This is a genomic window from Streptomyces sp. LS-MS-L19 (assembly GCF_058382285.1).
Map to the genome: position 1 here is coordinate 2,647,091 of NZ_JBYCLL010000001.1, position 15,161 is coordinate 2,662,251.

Below are 15,161 nucleotides of genomic sequence, written 5' to 3' on the forward strand. Positions count from 1 at the left end.
CAGGATCTTCTGCGTCGATGCTTGCGATGTCGGGAGCGGGCCCGGCTACTTGATCATGTAGATCGTGGCGAAGAGGCCGATCCAGACGACGTCGACGAAGTGCCAGTAGTAGGACACGACGATCGCGGCGGTCGCCTGCTCGTGGGTGAACCTCTTGGCCGCGTAGGTACGCCCGAGAACGAACAGGAACGCGATCAGGCCGCCCGTCACGTGCATGCCGTGGAAGCCGGTGGTCAGGTAGAACACCGAGCCGTACGGGTCGGAGGACAGGGAGAGCCCGTCCTTCTTCACCAGCTCCGTGTACTCGTAGATCTGACCGCCGATGAAGATCGCGCCCATGATGAACGTGACGATGAACCAGCCCCGGAGCTTCTTCACGTCACCGCGCTCGGCGGCGAAGACGCCGAGCTGGCAGGTGAGCGAGGAGAGCACCAGGATCGTGGTGTTCGTCGCCGAGAACGGGAAGTTCAGGCTGTGCGCCATTTCCTTCCAGTGATCGGGTCCCGTCACCGATCGCAGGGTGAAGTACATCGCGAAGAGGGCCGCGAAGAACATCAGCTCGGAACTCAGCCAGATGATGGTTCCGACGCTGGTGAGGTTCGGCCGGTTGACCGACGGGTGCGCGTGCCCGGTTTCTACTGTCGTTGCTGTCGCCACGACCGACATTATGTCGGTCGCTTATCCCGCCCTCACTCCGGGGGGTGCCGTTCGGAGTGTCTCCCTGGTCCGTACCGGTGTTGACGTGGGGTGCAAGGGAGTAGCATCCGGGCCAACGGGCCTGTCCTTACGACGCTGACGTCACGGAGGAACAATGCAGCCGACCGCCACGGTGCTGGTCTACAGCGACGATTCCAACACCCGCGAGCAAGTTCGGCTGGCGACGGGACGCCGTCCCGCTCCCGATGTCCCGGTGGTGGAGTTCGTGGAGTGCGCGACCCCGGCGGCGGTGCTGAAGGAGCTGGACAGGGGCGGGATCGACGTCTGCGTCCTGGACGGCGAGGCCGTGCCCATGGGGGGTATGGGGTTGTGCCGGCAGATCAAGGACGAGGTGTTCCACTGTCCGCCGGTGCTGTTGCTGATCGGGCGGCCGCAGGACGCGTGGCTGGCCACGTGGAGCCGGGCGGAGGGTGCGGTGACGCATCCGGTGGATCCGGTGGAGTTCGCGTCGGCGCTGGCTTCTTTGCTGCGGGATCGGAAGGCCCTGAGCGCCTAGGAACTCGGGGACTTCTGTTTTCGGGCGACTGCAGACCGTCCGCGGCTGGGCGCGCAGTTCCCCGCGCCCCTGAGGAGTCCAGCGAGCCCCTGTCTAGACGCTCTGTGGCCTCAGTCTTGCCTGTTGCGCCGCGCTCGGGGCGTCCGGCAGTGCTGCTACCAGCGCGCTGCCCTCGCGCCACTTCTTCCAGTCGAGGTTCCAGTCGCCGAAGCCGTTGCCGAAGGGCTCCATGGTGTGGCCGTCGGAGTTGACGACCTTGACGACGTCGCCCTCGTGGACCGTCTCGAAGAACCACTCGGCGTTCGCGGTGCTCATGCCGGTGCAGCCGTGGCTGACGTTGGCGTAGCCCTGTGAGCCCACCGACCAGGGGGCGGCGTGCACGTACTCGCCGCTCCAGGTGACGCGGGTGGCGTAGTAGACCGGGAGGTCGTACGACTCCGAGGAACCCTCGGCGATGCCGATGCTGGTGCCGCGCATACGTACGAAGTACTCCTTGCCCAGTACGACCTTGACGCCGTTGCGGGTGTCGAAGCCGGGCTTGCCGGTGGTGACCGGGAGTTCCTTGATGACCTGGTCGTTCTTGTAGACCGTCATCGCGTGCGACGAGGCGTCCGTCACGGCGATGATGCGGTCGCCGGTGGTCAGCCTGACGGGCTTGCCCTTTCCGCCCCAGAGCCGGTCGCCGATCTTGACGCCCTCCAGCTCGCTGCGGACCTGGATGGTGGCGTGGGCGGGCCAGTACTCCCGGGGCCGGTAGTGGAGCTCCTTGTCGTCCACCCAGTGCCAGGCGCCCTGCACGGCAGGCGTCGCGTCGACCCTGAGGGCCCGCTCGACGACCGCCCGCTGCGCCTTGTCCTTGACGGGCTTGTCCAGCTTGGCGGTGATCGGCTGGCCGACGCCGTACGTGCCCGACTTGGGGCCGAAGGTGACGTTCAGGCGCTTCTTGCCGAGCGGCTTGCTGGTGTCGAAGTCGAGGACCTTGCGGCCCGGCGCCCCGTCCTCGTCCTCGGTGCTCACCCGGACCGTGTAGTGGGCGTTTGCGGCCAGCGCCGAGGTGCTGTGCCAGCGGGAGCCGTCGGCGGAGAGTTCGCCCGCCACGAAGCGGCCTGTGGCGTCCGTGGCGGTGACGTCGGTGATCCGGGCGTCGTCGTCCGCGGAGACTTCCAGGGGCTTGTCCGGGTCGGCCTTCTTGCCGTCGTCGGTGGGCGCGTTGAAGGAGACCTGGTCCGCCGCGTCGTACGGAGCGGCAGCCAGCGGGTTCCCGTCGGACCCGCAGGCTGAGGTGCTTATGCCGAAGGCGATCACCAGCATCGTGCAGCTGACGACGGTGCGGGTTCGCGGTGTGTGGTTCATGACTTCACGCTAGGAAGCGAAGTCAACTGCGGCACGCCGGGTGACTCGTACGAGTGATCAGTCTTGTGGCAAACGCAGGAGCCCGGACGCTCCTGACGGAGTGTCCGGGCTCCATTGAGCTCCGCTCGTGCTACTGGGTGCGGTTCTCACCGCGGTAGTACTCGAAGACCCAGCCGTACAGGCCGACCAGGATCACCGGCACCGAGAAGTACAGCAGCCACCAGCCGATCGCGACCGACAGGAAGGCGAGGGCGCCGCCGAAGCCGAGGGCGAGCGGCTGCCAGCTGTGCGGGCTGAAGAACCCGACCTCGCCGGCGTCGTCCGCGACGTCGGCCTCCTTGTTGTCCTGTGCGCCGGCGTCCACCCGCTTGGCCGTGAAGCCGAGGTAGAAGCCGATCATGACGGACAGGCCGAAGGCCAGGAAGAGCGCGGTGGTACCGGCCGGCTCCTTCGACCACACGCCATAGACGATCGCCATGACGAGGATGAAGACGCTCAGCCAGATGAACATCCGTCCCTGGATCTTCACTTGCCGGCCTCCTTGCCGCCGTTGCCGGCCAGAGCCTTCTCACCGTGACCGGCGTTCTCGAGCTGGTCGAGAGCGGCGATCTCCGGGTGGTGCAGGTCGAACGCCGGGGATTCGCTGCGGATCCGCGGCAGGGTGAGGAAGTTGTGCCGCGGCGGCGGGCAGGAGGTCGCCCACTCCAGGGAGCGGCCGTAGCCCCACGGGTCGTCGACGCCGACCGGCTTGCCGTACTTGGCGGTCTTCCACACGTTGTAGAGGAACGGCAGGATCGACAGGCCGAGCACGAACGAGCTGATCGTCGAGATCGTGTTCAGGGCGGTGAAGCCGTCGGCCGCCAGGTAGTCGGCGTAACGACGCGGCATGCCCTCGGCGCCCAGCCAGTGCTGGACCAGGAAGGTGCCGTGGAAGCCGATGAACAGCGTCCAGAACGTGATCTTGCCGAGGCGCTCGTCGAGCATCTTGCCGGTGAACTTCGGCCACCAGAAGTGGAAGCCGGAGAACATCGCGAAGACGACGGTGCCGAAGACGACGTAGTGGAAGTGCGCCACCACGAAGTACGAGTCGGAGACGTGGAAGTCCAGCGGCGGCGAGGCCAGGATGACACCGGTCAGACCACCGAAGGTGAAGGTGATCAGGAAGCCGGTGGCCCAGAGCATCGGGGTCTCGAAGCTCAGGGACCCCTTCCACATCGTTCCGATCCAGTTGAAGAACTTCACGCCGGTCGGTACGGCGATGAGGAACGTCATGAAGGAGAAGAACGGGAGCAGCACACCGCCGGTGACGTACATGTGGTGCGCCCACACCGTCACGGACAGACCCGCGATCGCGATGGTCGCGCCGATCAGGCCCATGTAGCCGAACATCGGCTTGCGGGAGAAGACCGGGATGACCTCGGAGATGATGCCGAAGAACGGCAGCGCGATGATGTACACCTCTGGGTGGCCGAAGAACCAGAAGAGGTGTTGCCACAGCAACGCTCCGCCGTTGGCCGCGTCGAAGACATGTGCCCCGAACTTCCGATCCGCCTCCAGCGCGAACAGCGCGGCGGCGAGGACGGGGAAGGCGAGCAGGACCAGGACCGCGGTCAGCAGCACGTTCCAGGTGAAGATCGGCATGCGGAACATGGTCATGCCGGGCGCGCGCATGCAGATGATCGTGGTGATGAAGTTGACCGCACCGAGGATCGTGCCGAAGCCGGAGAAGGCCAGACCCATGATCCACAGGTCGGCGCCGACGCCCGGGCTGCGGACCGCGTCCGACAGCGGGGAGTAGGCGAACCAGCCGAAGTCGGCCGCGCCCTGCGGGGTGAGGAAGCCGCCCACCGCGATCGTCGAGCCGAACAGGTACAGCCAGTAGGCGAACATGTTCAGCCGCGGGAACGCCACGTCGGGCGCGCCGATCTGCAGCGGCATGATCCAGTTGGTGAAGCCGGCGAACAGCGGCGTCGCGAACATCAGCAGCATGATCGTGCCGTGCATCGTGAACGCCTGGTTGAACTGCTCGTTCGACATGATCTGCAGGCCCGGACGGGCCAGCTCGGCGCGCATGAAGAGCGCCATCACGCCGCCGATCAGGAAGAACGCGAACGACGTGGCGAGGTACAGCGTGCCGATCGTCTTGTGGTCAGTGGTGGTGAGCCACTTGATGACCACACTCCCGCGGTTCTGGCGCCGGACCGGCAGTTCGTCCGCGTAGTGGGACCCTGCTTCGGCGGCACCCTGGGGTTCGTTGAGGATGCTCACAGGTTCGTCGTCTCCCGGTCCTTCTCGTGGGCGGTCTGCTCGATGCCCGCGGGAACGTAACCGGTCTGCCCCTTCTTCGCGAGGTCCTTGAGGTGCTGCTCGTAGCGCTCGGGGGAGACGACCTTCACGTTGAACAGCATCCGGGAGTGGTCGACGCCGCAGAGTTCGGCGCACTTGCCCAGGAAGGTGCCCTCCTTGTTGGGGGTCACCTCGAAGGCGTTGGTGTGGCCCGGGATGACGTCCTGCTTCATCAGGAACGGCACCACCCAGAAGGAGTGGATGACGTCACGCGAGGTGAGGACGAAGCGGACCGTCTTGCCCTTGGGGAGCCAGAGGGTCGGGCCGGGGTTGCCGGTCTGCGGGTTCCGCGTGGCGGGGGTGCCGAAGTCGTAGACACCGCCGGCGTTCGCCGGGAAGTCGTTCTTGAACCGGGTCGGAATCGCGTCCAGGTTCTTGTCGGTCTTCGCGTCGCCCGTCGAGCCCGCGACGGGCTCGATGTAGTTGAACGCCCAGCTCCACTGGTAGCCGACGACGTTGATGGTGACGTCGGGCTGCTTCTTGAGGCTGAGGAGCTTCGACTCGTCACGGGCCGTGAAGTAGAACAGGACCGAGACGATGACGAGCGGAACCACCGTGTACAGCGCCTCGATGGGCATGTTGTACCGGGTCTGCGGAGGAACCTCGACCTTGGTCCGGCTGCGCCGGTGGAAGATCGTGCTCCACAGAATCAAGGCCCACACCAGCACGCCGGTGGCCAGCGCGGCTGCCCAGGAACCCTGCCAGAGGGAGAGGATCCGCGGAGCCTCTTCCGTGGTCGGGGTGGGCATACCAAGGCGGGGGAAGTCCTTGTATGTGCAACCGGTGGCGGTCGCCAGGACCAGGCCCGCGGTCATTGCCTGCAGCAGCTTCCGCCGCATCGGGCGCCGCGGCGAGCGGTCGGAGCCGTTGGGACTCACGTAGCGCCTTCCCGAGAGTCTCGCCCGCGCGGATTGGCTGCGGCCTGCCTTCTTCGGTGGTCGGTCGCCGCCCTGCGTCGGGCAGGGGTTTGGATGTTTATGCGGACCAAACCCTAGCCGACGCCCTCCGGGGGTTCAGCGGGAGGGGTGCCTAGTCACTCGGTGGGTTCGCTTGATTGGCGGCTGCGGGTGCTTTGTGGCTGATCGCGCCCCGCGGCGGAGCCGCTGATCGACACAGCCCCGCGCCCCTACGGAGGTTAGCGTTGCCGTGTGTCATATTTCGACGCCGCTTCCGGTGCCCCCCTTCACCCCGTTGCCCGTCAGGCGCTGTTGGCCTCTCTGGATGACGGGTGGGCTGATCCGTCCCGGCTCTATCGGGAAGGGCGGCGGGCCCGGATGTTGCTCGATGCCGCTCGGGAAGCTGCCGCCGAGGCGGTGGGGTGTCGTGCCGACGAGTTGGCCTTCACATCCTCCGGGACCCAGGCCGTGCACCTCGGGATCAGTGGGGCGCTTGCCGGGCGGCGGCGGGTGGGACGCCACCTGATCGTGTCTGCTGTCGAACACTCCTCCGTCCTCCATTCGGCTGAGTCGTTCGACGTGACCGAGGTTCCGGTGGGGCGGACGGGAGCGGTGAGTCCGCAGGCGTACGTCGACGCGCTTCGGCCCGATACCGCTCTCGCCTGTCTCCAGTCGGCCAACCACGAGGTGGGGACCGTGCAGCCGGTGGGCGAGGTGGCCGCCGGGTGCCGGGAGGCCGGGGTGCCGTTGCTGGTGGATGCGGCGCAGTCGCTCGCGTGGGGGCCGGTGGAGGGCGGGTGGTCCCTGTTGACGGGCAGTGCGCACAAGTGGGGCGGGCCGTCCGGGGTCGGGCTGCTCGCCGTGCGCAAAGGTGTCCGGTTCTCGCCGCAAGGGCCCACCGACGAGCGGGAGTCGGGGCGGGTGCCGGGGTTCGAGAACCTGCCGGCAATCGTCGCGGCGGCGGCCTCACTGCGGGCGGTGCGGGCGGAGGCGGCCCAAGAGGCGGTACGGCTGCGGGAGCTGACCGCGCGGATCCGGGCGCGGGTGCCCGAGCTGGTGGCCGATGTGGAGGTGGTCGGCGATCCGGAGCGGCGGCTGCCCGGGATCGTCACCTTCTCCTGTCTCTATGTCGACGGCGAGACCCTTCTGCACGAGCTGGACCGGGAGGGTTTCTCCGTTTCCTCCGGTTCGTCCTGCACGAGCAGCACGCTGACGCCGAGCCATGTGCTCAAGGCGATGGGGGTGCTGAGTGAGGGGAATGTGCGGATCTCGTTGCCGCTCGGGGCGGTCTCCGAGGAGGTCGACCGGTTCCTGGAGGTGTTGCCGGGGGCGGTGGCGCGGGTCCGGGAGAAGCTCGGCGCGCCGGCGCCGACGGTCGCGCCGGCGGTCGGGGCGCGGGAGGACGCGCTGGTCGTGGACGCCGTCGGGAAGCGGTGCCCGATCCCGGTCATCGAACTGGCGAAGGTGATCGGGGACGTGCCGGTGGGCGGGACCGTCCGGGTCCTCTCGGACGACGAGGCGGCCCGCCTGGACATCCCGGCGTGGTGCGAGATGCGGGAGCAGGAGTACGTGGGAGAGGAACCGGCGGACCGGGGTTCCGCTTACGTGGTCCGCCGGATCTCCTAGCGGGTCACTTGAGGTAGGTGCGAACCTCTTCGGCCGCCTCGTCGCCGTACGCCTTGGTGAAGCGCTCCATGAAGCTCTCCCGCCGCAGCCGGTACTCCTGCGTCCCCACCGTCTCGATGACGAGGGTCGCCAGCATGCAGCCGACCTGGGCCGCCCGCTCCAGCGAGACGCCCCACGACAGGCCCGACAGGAAGCCGGCGCGGAAGGCGTCGCCGACGCCCGTGGGGTCGGCCTTGCGCTCCTCCTCCGCGCAGCCGACGACGATCGGCTCCTCGCCGGCCTTCTCGACCCTGACGCCCTGCGCGCCGAGCGTGGTGACCCGGTGGCCCACCTTCGCCAGGATCTCCGCGTCCGACCAGCCCGTCTTGGACTCGATGAGCCCCTTCTCGTACTCGTTGGAGAAGAGGTACGTGGCCCCGTCCAGGAGGATGCGGATCTCGTCGCCGTTCATGCGGGCGATCTGCTGGGAGAAGTCGGCGGCGAAGGGGATGCCGCGGGACCGGCACTCCTCGGTGTGGCGGAGCATCGCCTCGGGGTCGTCGGCACCGATGAGGACCAGGTCGAGGCCGTCCACGCGGTCGGCGACCGTCTTGAGCTCGATCTGACGGGCCTCGCTCATCGCGCCCGTGTAGAAGGAGCCGATCTGGTTGTGGTCGGCGTCGGTGGTGCACACGAAGCGGGCCGTGTGGAGCGTCTCGGAGATCCGCACGGACGCGGTGTCGACCCCGTGCCGGTCCAGCCAGGCGCGGTACTCGTCGAAGTCGAAGCCCGCGGCGCCGACGAGGATCGGGTTGGTGCCGAGCTGTCCCATGCCGAAGGCGATGTTCGCGCCGACGCCGCCCCTGCGGACGTCGAGGTTGTCGACCAGGAAGGAGAGCGAGACCGTGTGCAGCTGGTCCGCGACGAACTGGTCGGCGAAGCGGCCGGGGAAGGTCATGAGGTGGTCGGTGGCGATGGAGCCGGTGACTGCGATACGCACGGCGTGGCTCTCCTGAGGGAGGGTGTATTGACGGTTAACGCTATCGGGTCCGTATGGAGTACTGCGAGGCGGCAGACGGAGCGCTGAAGCAGGTAAAACTACCCGATAGTAGATCTTTCTTCGCGGGCTCCGGGGTGCTTACGGTTCCGTCATGACGAACCTCGAGCTGTACGCCCCCACCCCGGCCGGCCTGGACAGCGACCTCGCCTCGCTGCTCGGGGACTGCGCCCGGATGGCTCCCCACTGGGCGGTTCCGGAGCGGCTGGTTTCCCTTCCGGTCTCCCCCTCGCTCATCCACGGTGTGACGGTGCCGGAGGGCTCCGCCCGGCTGCTGGAGGCCATGTCGGAGTACGGCGACTGAGCCACGGGGCGCGAGTCGGCGCGTTCGAGGGAACCGCGCGCTCCCCCGCTGCGTCCCATCGCCGTCCCCCGGAAAGGGGATGCGGCATACGACCCGTTTGCCGACCATTTTGACAGGGTCGGGTCAGGGTCGAGGGACAGTTGCGCAGCAGAAGGAGCGATGCGGTGAACACCGAGCGACCCGACAACGGCGAGGCCTCCGGCGACGGGGACGGGAGCGCTGCGGAAGCCCACGGTTCCGATGAGGTCAGGGGTGCCGAGGAGGAGCGGGGTTCCGGGGCTCGGGCCGAGGTCGGTACCGAGGGCCGGGAGGCTGAGGAGGCGTCGGTCGCCGCCGGAGACACGGCGGAGCGGCCCGAGGACGCGATCGACGGCGGCACGGGCGGAACCCCGGCCGACGACACCCCTGCCGGCGCCGACGAGACCCCGGCTCCCGCCCGCACCGCCCTCGACAAGCTCACGGCTTCCGAGGCCGCCGCTTCCGACGAGTCCGCAGGCCCCGCTGAGGAGCCCGCGGACACCGGCACCAAGTCCTCCCGCCTTGACGAGACCGTGGACCCCCGATCCGAGTCCGATCAGTCTCCGGCCTCCCCCGATGCCGAGACCAACGCCGTGGCAGCGGCTGCCGCCGACGGCGATGCCGAAGCCGCGCCGGTGGGCCCTGCGGCACCCGGCGGCCTCCCCGCCCCCGACTCCGAGATCCCCCGTGACGAGGAGGCCGGCGCTCCCCGCTCCGGGCGGCTCCGGTCCCCCGTGGCCGTTGCCGCCGTAGCCGCTGCCGTGTTGTTGGTGGGTGGGGGTGGGGCCTATCTGGCCGCCAGTACGTCCGGTGACTCCGGTGGGGGTACGACCTCCGGGGCGGCCGGGGACGACACGCCGCCGCCTCTCGCGCTCGACGGGTACAGCGGGGGCGGTGACGGGGGCGGGAACGGCATCGCGCCGGGTGAGCCGAATCCGTACGGCGTGACCTATCGCGTGGACGGGAGCCTGCCGAAGGGGCCCGGTGCGGCTCCGGTGTACCGGGTCCAGGGGCAGGTCACCGAGGACGACGTGACGCGGCTCGCCGAGGCGCTCGGGGTGAGCGGGACGCCGGTCGTGCAGGGGCAGGTCTGGCGGGTCGGGGTCAAGGACGGTTCGGGGCCGAGTCTCCAGGTGAACCGGCAGGCGCCGGGAGCGTGGAGCTTCCAGCGCTACTCCCCCGTCATCGACCACTGCGACAGCGCCACCGTGTGCGGGGCGGAGCCCGGCGCCACCACCGACGAACCGGTGAGCGCGGCCGCCGCGGAGAAGGCCGCCGCGCCGGTACTGAAGGCGGTCGGCCAGGGCGGCGCGAAGCTCGACACGAGCCAGGTCATCGGCGCCCAGCGGGTGGTGAACGCCGATCCGGTCGTGGGCGGGCTGCCCACGTACGGCTGGGCCACCGGCGTCACCGTGAACGCGCAGGGTGAAGTGGTCAGCGGCAGCGGCCAGTTGGAGGCGCCGGTCAAGAGCGACACGTATCCCGTGCTGAGCGCGGAGAAGACGCTCGGCCTGCTGAACAAGGTGCCGGCGACCGACCACCGCATGGGCATCGGCGGCTGCGCCAGTCCCGTACCGCTGAAGGACCGCTTCGAGGCGCCCTGCGGGCAGTCGACGGCGAGCCCCGCGGGCAGCACCCTCACCGTCGACAAGGCGGTGTTCGGGCTCGCCTCGCACTTCGTGGGCGGCAAGCCGGCGCTGGTGCCGTCCTGGCTGTTCGAGGTGCGGGCGGCGGGTGCGAAGGACGCCTTCACGGTGACGTATCCGGCAATCGACCCGAAGTACATCGCCGCTCCGGCGACCGTGACGCCCGCCCCCACCGCCCCCTCCGGCGAACCGACCTCCGCGCCGAAGACCCGGGACGTCAAGGTCGACGGTTACACGGCCGAGGGCGACGAGCTGACCGTCAGCTTCACGGGCGGGGTGTGCGCGGACTACACGGCGGCGGCGAGCGAGGGTTCGGGCGAGGTGAAGGTCACGGTCACCGCCAAGCCCTGGCCGGACAAGGTCTGCATCATGATCGCCAAGGAGATCCAGAAGACGGTGTCGCTGGACGAGCCGCTCGGCGACCGCAAGGTCGTGGGCTCGGACGGCAAGGAGATCCCGCTGAAGAAGGCGGGGGCACGGCTGCCGGAGACCTCCGGGGCCCGGTGACCCTGCGGACATGTGAAGGCGGCGGCCCCTGCTCAGGGGCCGCCGCCTTTCGCGTGGTGTACGTGTCAGCCGTGGACGCTGTGCGCCTTAGCTGAAGGAGTCACCGCAGGCGCAGGAGCCGGTGGCGTTCGGGTTGTCGATCGTGAAGCCCTGCTTCTCGATGGTGTCCACGAAGTCGATGGACGCGCCGCCGAGGTACGGGGCGCTCATGCGGTCGGTGACGACCTTGACGCCACCGAAGTCCTTGACCACGTCACCGTCGAGCGAGCGCTCGTCGAAGAAGAGCTGGTAACGCAGGCCGGAGCAGCCGCCGGGCTGAACGGCGACGCGCAGGGCCAGGTCGTCACGGCCTTCCTGGTCGAGCAGGGCCTTGACCTTCGCCGCGGCGGCGTCGGACAGGATGATGCCGTCGGTGACGGTGCCGGTCTCGTCCGATACGGACATCTACATCTCTCCCGGGTTGTACGGAGACTGCTTGCCGACTGGTGCAACCGGCAAGGCCGCGGATTCATTCCGGGCCGGACGCCGGATTTTCGGCGCCTTCTTCATGCTCGCACATGCGGCGGTGAGCAGAAAATGCCGCGTCCGGGCCCCATGAGCCCCGTTTCGGGATTCACGTCACATCGACGCAATGACCATCGTCAAAGTGACGTGAACCGGGTTATGATAGATAACGTCAGTTCGACGAAAAGTAGAAAGGGTGCGTGTCGTGACCACCGCCCAGACCACGGAGCTCGACGTACAGCCGACTCCGCTCGCCCTGTTGCTGCTCGGCCGTGAGGCCGACCCGAGGAGCGAGCGGGGCGTCGAGTGCCCCGGCGACCTGCCTTCCCCGTCCGACCCCGACCTGGTCGAGCGCGCCCGCGCGGCCAAGGAGAAGCTCGGCGAGAAGGTGTTCGTCCTCGGCCACCACTACCAGCGTGACGAGGTCATCCAGTTCGCCGACGTCACGGGTGACTCCTTCAAGCTGGCCCGGGACGCGGCCGCGCGCCCGGAGGCCGAGTACATCGTGTTCTGCGGTGTGCACTTCATGGCCGAGTCGGCGGACATCCTCACCTCCGACGACCAGAAGGTCGTCCTGCCCGACCTCGCCGCCGGCTGCTCGATGGCCGACATGGCGACGGCCGAGCAGGTCGCCGAGTGCTGGGACGTGCTCACCGAGGCCGGCATAGCCGAGCAGGTCGTGCCGGTGTCGTACATGAACTCCTCGGCGGACATCAAGGCGTTCACGGGCAAGCACGGCGGCCTGATCTGCACGTCGTCGAACGCGAAGCGGGCCCTGGAGTGGGCCTTCGAGCAGGGCGAGAAGGTGCTGTTCCTGCCCGACCAGCACCTGGGCCGCAACACCGCCGTCCGCGACATGGGCATGTCCCTGGAGGACTGCGTCGTCTACAACCCGCACAAGCCGAACGGCGGTCTGACCGCCGAGCAGCTGCGGGACGCCAAGATGATCCTGTGGCGCGGCCACTGCTCGGTGCACGGCCGGTTCTCGCTCGAGTCGGTGGAGGACGTCCGCGCCCGCATCCCCGGGGTGAACGTCCTGGTGCACCCGGAGTGCAAGCACGAGGTCGTCGCCGCGGCGGACTACGTCGGCTCGACGGAGTACATCATCAAGGCGCTGGAAGCGGCCCCGGCCGGCTCGAAGTGGGCCATCGGCACGGAGCTCAATCTCGTACGACGGCTCGCGAACCGTTTCGCCCCCGAGGGCAAGGAGATCGTCTTCCTCGACAAGACGGTCTGCTTCTGCTCGACCATGAACCGCATCGACCTGCCCCACCTGGTGTGGACCCTGGAGTCGCTGGCCGAGGGCAAGCTGGTCAACCGGATCGAGGTCGACAAGGAGACCGAGGCGTTCGCGAAGCTGGCGCTGGAGCGGATGCTGGCGCTGCCGTAGCGCCGGTCCGAGGAGTGCTCACCCCGACGCGGAGGTCCGCTCGGGGTGGGCGGGGTCGAGGGTGAAGACGTCACCGGCCGGTGTGGTGACAACCAGGGCGCCCTTGTCGAGCAGCACCCGGGGCAGCAGCTCGTTCTGGGCGTTCACCCACTTGGCGCGCGGCAGGGTTTCCCACAGCAGCGTGCCCTTCCCCGCGTCCAGCGCCGCGACCCGGCCGCTGGCACTGGACAGACAGACCACGCGGGAGCCCGGGACCGGGGTGACTCCGCCGGGCTGCTCGAGGCTCGTGGGGGTCTGCCACAACTGCTTCCCGGTGTCGACCGACACGGCGGTGACCCGGCCGGAGGGCTCGGTGAACCACAGGGTGCCGTCCGCCGCCGTCGCGGTGCCCCCGACCTCCTTCGCCAGCTCCTTCGTCGTGGTGGCGCCGGTACGGGGGTCGATCAGCCGGATCCGGGCAAAGGGTCCCTCTTCGCCCGAGCTCAGGTGCCCCGCCACGTCCTCGGCGGCCTCCAGGTAGAGCAGACGGCCGTCGGACGTGCCGACGAGGGTCGAGTGATCGGGCACCTTCAGACGCCGCACCGACCCGTCGGCGCGGTCGAAGCCCAGGAGCAGGATGTCTTCGGTGGGCGTGCCGGGCAGGCACTCCAGGTAGAGGCCCGCGTTCGTGTGCGGCGGGTCGCACTGCGTCCCGGCCGGGAGCGGTGCCGTCCAGCGCTGGGCGCCGGTGCGCACCGACCGAGCGGTCAGCGATCCGCGGCCGATGTCCGGGACCAGCACCAGGTCGCCTGAGACGAACACGTGGGTCGCCTGCTCGTCCACCGTGCGGTGCCAGAGCCGTTTGCCCGTCCCGGTGTCGAGGGCGGTGACGGAGGTCTCGAGGTCGCCGCCCTCCGGCTGGTACTGCTGCTTGACCAGCATGACGTCGTCGGTGACCCCGAGGAGCCAGAAGAAGTACGACCGCTTCCTCGGGAGGGACGGCACTCCGTCGGCGCGCCAGTCGACCCGTCCGGTGGCCCCGTCGATCCGCACGGGCAGCACGGCGTCCCCGGCGCAGTAGAGGGAGCCCTCGTACAGCCGGCAGTCCGGGCCGCTGTCGACCCCGCCCTCCAGAAGGGTGATCCCCTTCTTCACACCCCGCTCCGCGGTGGCGTACACCGTCGTCTGCCAGGGCTGCCAGCCGCTGGGCAGCTGCGTCCAGCGGGAGGCGGCGCCCTCCGCACGGACCGTGCCATCCCCGCTGTCCTCGCCGGTCCGGCCCGGGCCGCTCAGCAGATACGCCGTCAGCCCGAGGGCCAGCGCGCCGATCGCGGCGGTCGCGGCCCAGAGCGGGCGCACCCGGCGCCGACGGCCGGGTGCGGTGGCCCGGTCCGGGTCCGGGGCGCCGGTGTCGGCGGGGTCCGGCAGGTCGCCGCGCGGAGTGACGGTCCGGGGGCCGTGCGGCGCCTCCTCGGGGAGCACGCGTGCGAGCTCCCGGGCAATTTCGTCGAGGCCGGGCCGGTCCGCGGCCTTCTTGGCCAGGCAGCTCTGCAGGACCGTCCGCAGCGGCGGTCGTACGCCGTCCAGGACGGGTTCGTCGTGGACCACCTGGTAGGCCGTGAGGTAGGGGCTGTCCGCGTCGAAGGGCCCCCGGCCGGTGAGGGTGTACACCAGCAGCGCGCCGAGCGCGAAGACGTCGGAGGCCGGACCGACCGTGCGGGCGTCGGTGAGCTGCTCCGGGGACATGAAGGGCGGGGTGCCGATCATCTGACCCGTCTCGGTGAGGGGGTTGTTCTCCGCCGCCCGGGAGATGCCGAAGTCGATGACACGGGGGCCGTCGTCGGCCATCAGGACGTTGGCGGGCTTCAGGTCGCGGTGCACCACACCGGCCCGGTGGATGTCCCGCAGGGCCTCCACCAGCCCCAGCGCCAGGCGCCGCAATTCGGTCTCCGGCAGGGGGCCGAGTTCGGTCATCCGCTCGGCCAGCGAGCGGCCGGGGACGTACTGGGTCGCCATCCACGGCCGTGCGGCGTCCGGGTCGGCGTCCACGACCGGGGCGGTGAAGGCGCCGCTCACCTTGCGGACGGCCTCGATCTCCTGGCGGAAGCGGGTGCGGAAGACGGGGTCCTCGGCGTACTGGGCGTGCACGACCTTGACCGCGACCTCGCGCCCGGAGCGTGATCTGCCCCGGTAGACGATGCCCATTCCCCCGGACCCGAGCCGGCCGACCAGCTTGTACCCGCCGACCGATCTCGGGTCGTCCTTGTGCAGCGGCACGTCCGCATCCCCTTCCCCCGTGCGGCAGTCCGAGGCTCCAGCATAGGTAACGGGGGTGGCCCGCCC

13 protein-coding genes are annotated in these 15,161 nt (G+C 69.3%); 5 read left to right on the forward strand and 8 right to left on the reverse strand.

Translation table 11 applies throughout. The features are described 5' to 3' along the window. Positions 1-45: 45 nt before the first annotated feature. On the reverse strand, positions 46-666 hold the full coding sequence (ctaE, locus tag AC2XR2_RS11720; RefSeq protein WP_053849778.1) for an aa3-type cytochrome oxidase subunit III: 621 nt from the start codon (positions 664-666) through the stop codon (positions 46-48). A gap of 145 nt (positions 667-811) precedes the next feature. Here ctaE and AC2XR2_RS11725 point away from each other — a divergent pair, with 145 nt between their 5' ends. Further along, on the forward strand, positions 812-1,213 hold the full coding sequence (locus AC2XR2_RS11725) for a response regulator (RefSeq protein WP_330267482.1): 402 nt from the start codon (positions 812-814) through the stop codon (positions 1,211-1,213). A gap of 93 nt (positions 1,214-1,306) precedes the next feature. Here AC2XR2_RS11725 and AC2XR2_RS11730 read toward each other — a convergent pair whose 3' ends face one another. From AC2XR2_RS11730 to ctaC, 4 genes are all read right to left on the reverse strand, one after another. Next, positions 1,307-2,566, reverse strand: coding sequence for a L,D-transpeptidase (locus AC2XR2_RS11730; RefSeq protein ID WP_381304221.1), 1,260 nt, complete (start codon positions 2,564-2,566; stop codon positions 1,307-1,309). A gap of 130 nt (positions 2,567-2,696) precedes the next feature. After that, on the reverse strand, positions 2,697-3,095 hold the full coding sequence (locus AC2XR2_RS11735; protein WP_123760216.1) for a cytochrome c oxidase subunit 4: 399 nt from the start codon (positions 3,093-3,095) through the stop codon (positions 2,697-2,699). Beyond that, entirely contained in the window at positions 3,092-4,834 is a 1,743-nt protein-coding gene (ctaD, locus tag AC2XR2_RS11740) for an aa3-type cytochrome oxidase subunit I (RefSeq protein ID WP_330267480.1), read from the reverse strand. Before ctaD ends, AC2XR2_RS11735 begins: the two co-directional genes overlap by 4 nt. Then, positions 4,831-5,790: an aa3-type cytochrome oxidase subunit II gene (gene ctaC / locus AC2XR2_RS11745; RefSeq protein ID WP_381304219.1), complete on the reverse strand. Its 960-nt coding sequence runs from the start codon at positions 5,788-5,790 to the stop codon at positions 4,831-4,833. Before ctaC ends, ctaD begins: the two co-directional genes overlap by 4 nt. Positions 5,791-6,060: 270 nt before the next feature. Here ctaC and AC2XR2_RS11750 point away from each other — a divergent pair, with 270 nt between their 5' ends. Then, a complete protein-coding gene (locus AC2XR2_RS11750) occupies positions 6,061-7,434 on the forward strand; it encodes a cysteine desulfurase/sulfurtransferase TusA family protein (protein WP_491514983.1) in 1,374 nt (457 codons plus the stop codon). 4 nt (positions 7,435-7,438) lie between these two features. Here the strand turns inward: AC2XR2_RS11750 and AC2XR2_RS11755 are convergent, their stop codons facing one another. Next, positions 7,439-8,413, reverse strand: coding sequence for a carbohydrate kinase family protein (locus tag AC2XR2_RS11755; RefSeq protein ID WP_491514984.1), 975 nt, complete (start codon positions 8,411-8,413; stop codon positions 7,439-7,441). Between the two features lie 151 nt (positions 8,414-8,564). Between AC2XR2_RS11755 and AC2XR2_RS11760 the strand changes: the two genes are divergently transcribed. Next, positions 8,565-8,774 carry a hypothetical protein gene (locus AC2XR2_RS11760; protein WP_491514985.1) on the forward strand — a complete coding sequence of 70 codons (210 nt, stop codon included), beginning with the start codon at positions 8,565-8,567 and terminating at the stop codon, positions 8,772-8,774. A 164-nt stretch (positions 8,775-8,938) separates the two neighbouring features. After that, positions 8,939-10,945, forward strand: a complete 2,007-nt coding sequence (locus tag AC2XR2_RS11765; protein ID WP_491514986.1) for a hypothetical protein — start codon at positions 8,939-8,941, stop codon at positions 10,943-10,945. An 87-nt stretch (positions 10,946-11,032) separates the two neighbouring features. Here AC2XR2_RS11765 and AC2XR2_RS11770 read toward each other — a convergent pair whose 3' ends face one another. Then, positions 11,033-11,389 (reverse strand): iron-sulfur cluster assembly accessory protein, encoded by a 357-nt coding sequence (locus AC2XR2_RS11770; protein WP_020137379.1) that lies wholly within the window; start codon positions 11,387-11,389, stop codon positions 11,033-11,035. Positions 11,390-11,654: 265 nt separating this feature from the next. Between AC2XR2_RS11770 and nadA the strand changes: the two genes are divergently transcribed. Then, positions 11,655-12,839, forward strand: coding sequence for a quinolinate synthase NadA (nadA, locus tag AC2XR2_RS11775; RefSeq protein ID WP_123764913.1), 1,185 nt, complete (start codon positions 11,655-11,657; stop codon positions 12,837-12,839). Positions 12,840-12,857: 18 nt separating this feature from the next. On the opposite strand, the gene AC2XR2_RS11780 is transcribed toward nadA, so the two are convergent. Next, on the reverse strand, positions 12,858-15,095 hold the full coding sequence (locus AC2XR2_RS11780; protein ID WP_491514987.1) for a serine/threonine-protein kinase: 2,238 nt from the start codon (positions 15,093-15,095) through the stop codon (positions 12,858-12,860). Positions 15,096-15,161: the final 66 nt, after the last annotated feature.

Coding starts and splice junctions, on each gene's coding strand:
- AC2XR2_RS11725 (WP_330267482.1), top strand. CDS start 812: ATGCAGCCGACCGCCACGGTGCTGGTCTACAGCGACGATTCCAACACC.
- AC2XR2_RS11730 (WP_381304221.1), bottom strand. CDS start 2,566: ATGAACCACACACCGCGAACCCGCACCGTCGTCAGCTGCACGATGCTG.
- AC2XR2_RS11760 (WP_491514985.1), top strand. CDS start 8,565: ATGACGAACCTCGAGCTGTACGCCCCCACCCCGGCCGGCCTGGACAGC.
- AC2XR2_RS11770 (WP_020137379.1), bottom strand. CDS start 11,389: ATGTCCGTATCGGACGAGACCGGCACCGTCACCGACGGCATCATCCTG.
- ctaE (WP_053849778.1), bottom strand. CDS start 666: ATGTCGGTCGTGGCGACAGCAACGACAGTAGAAACCGGGCACGCGCAC.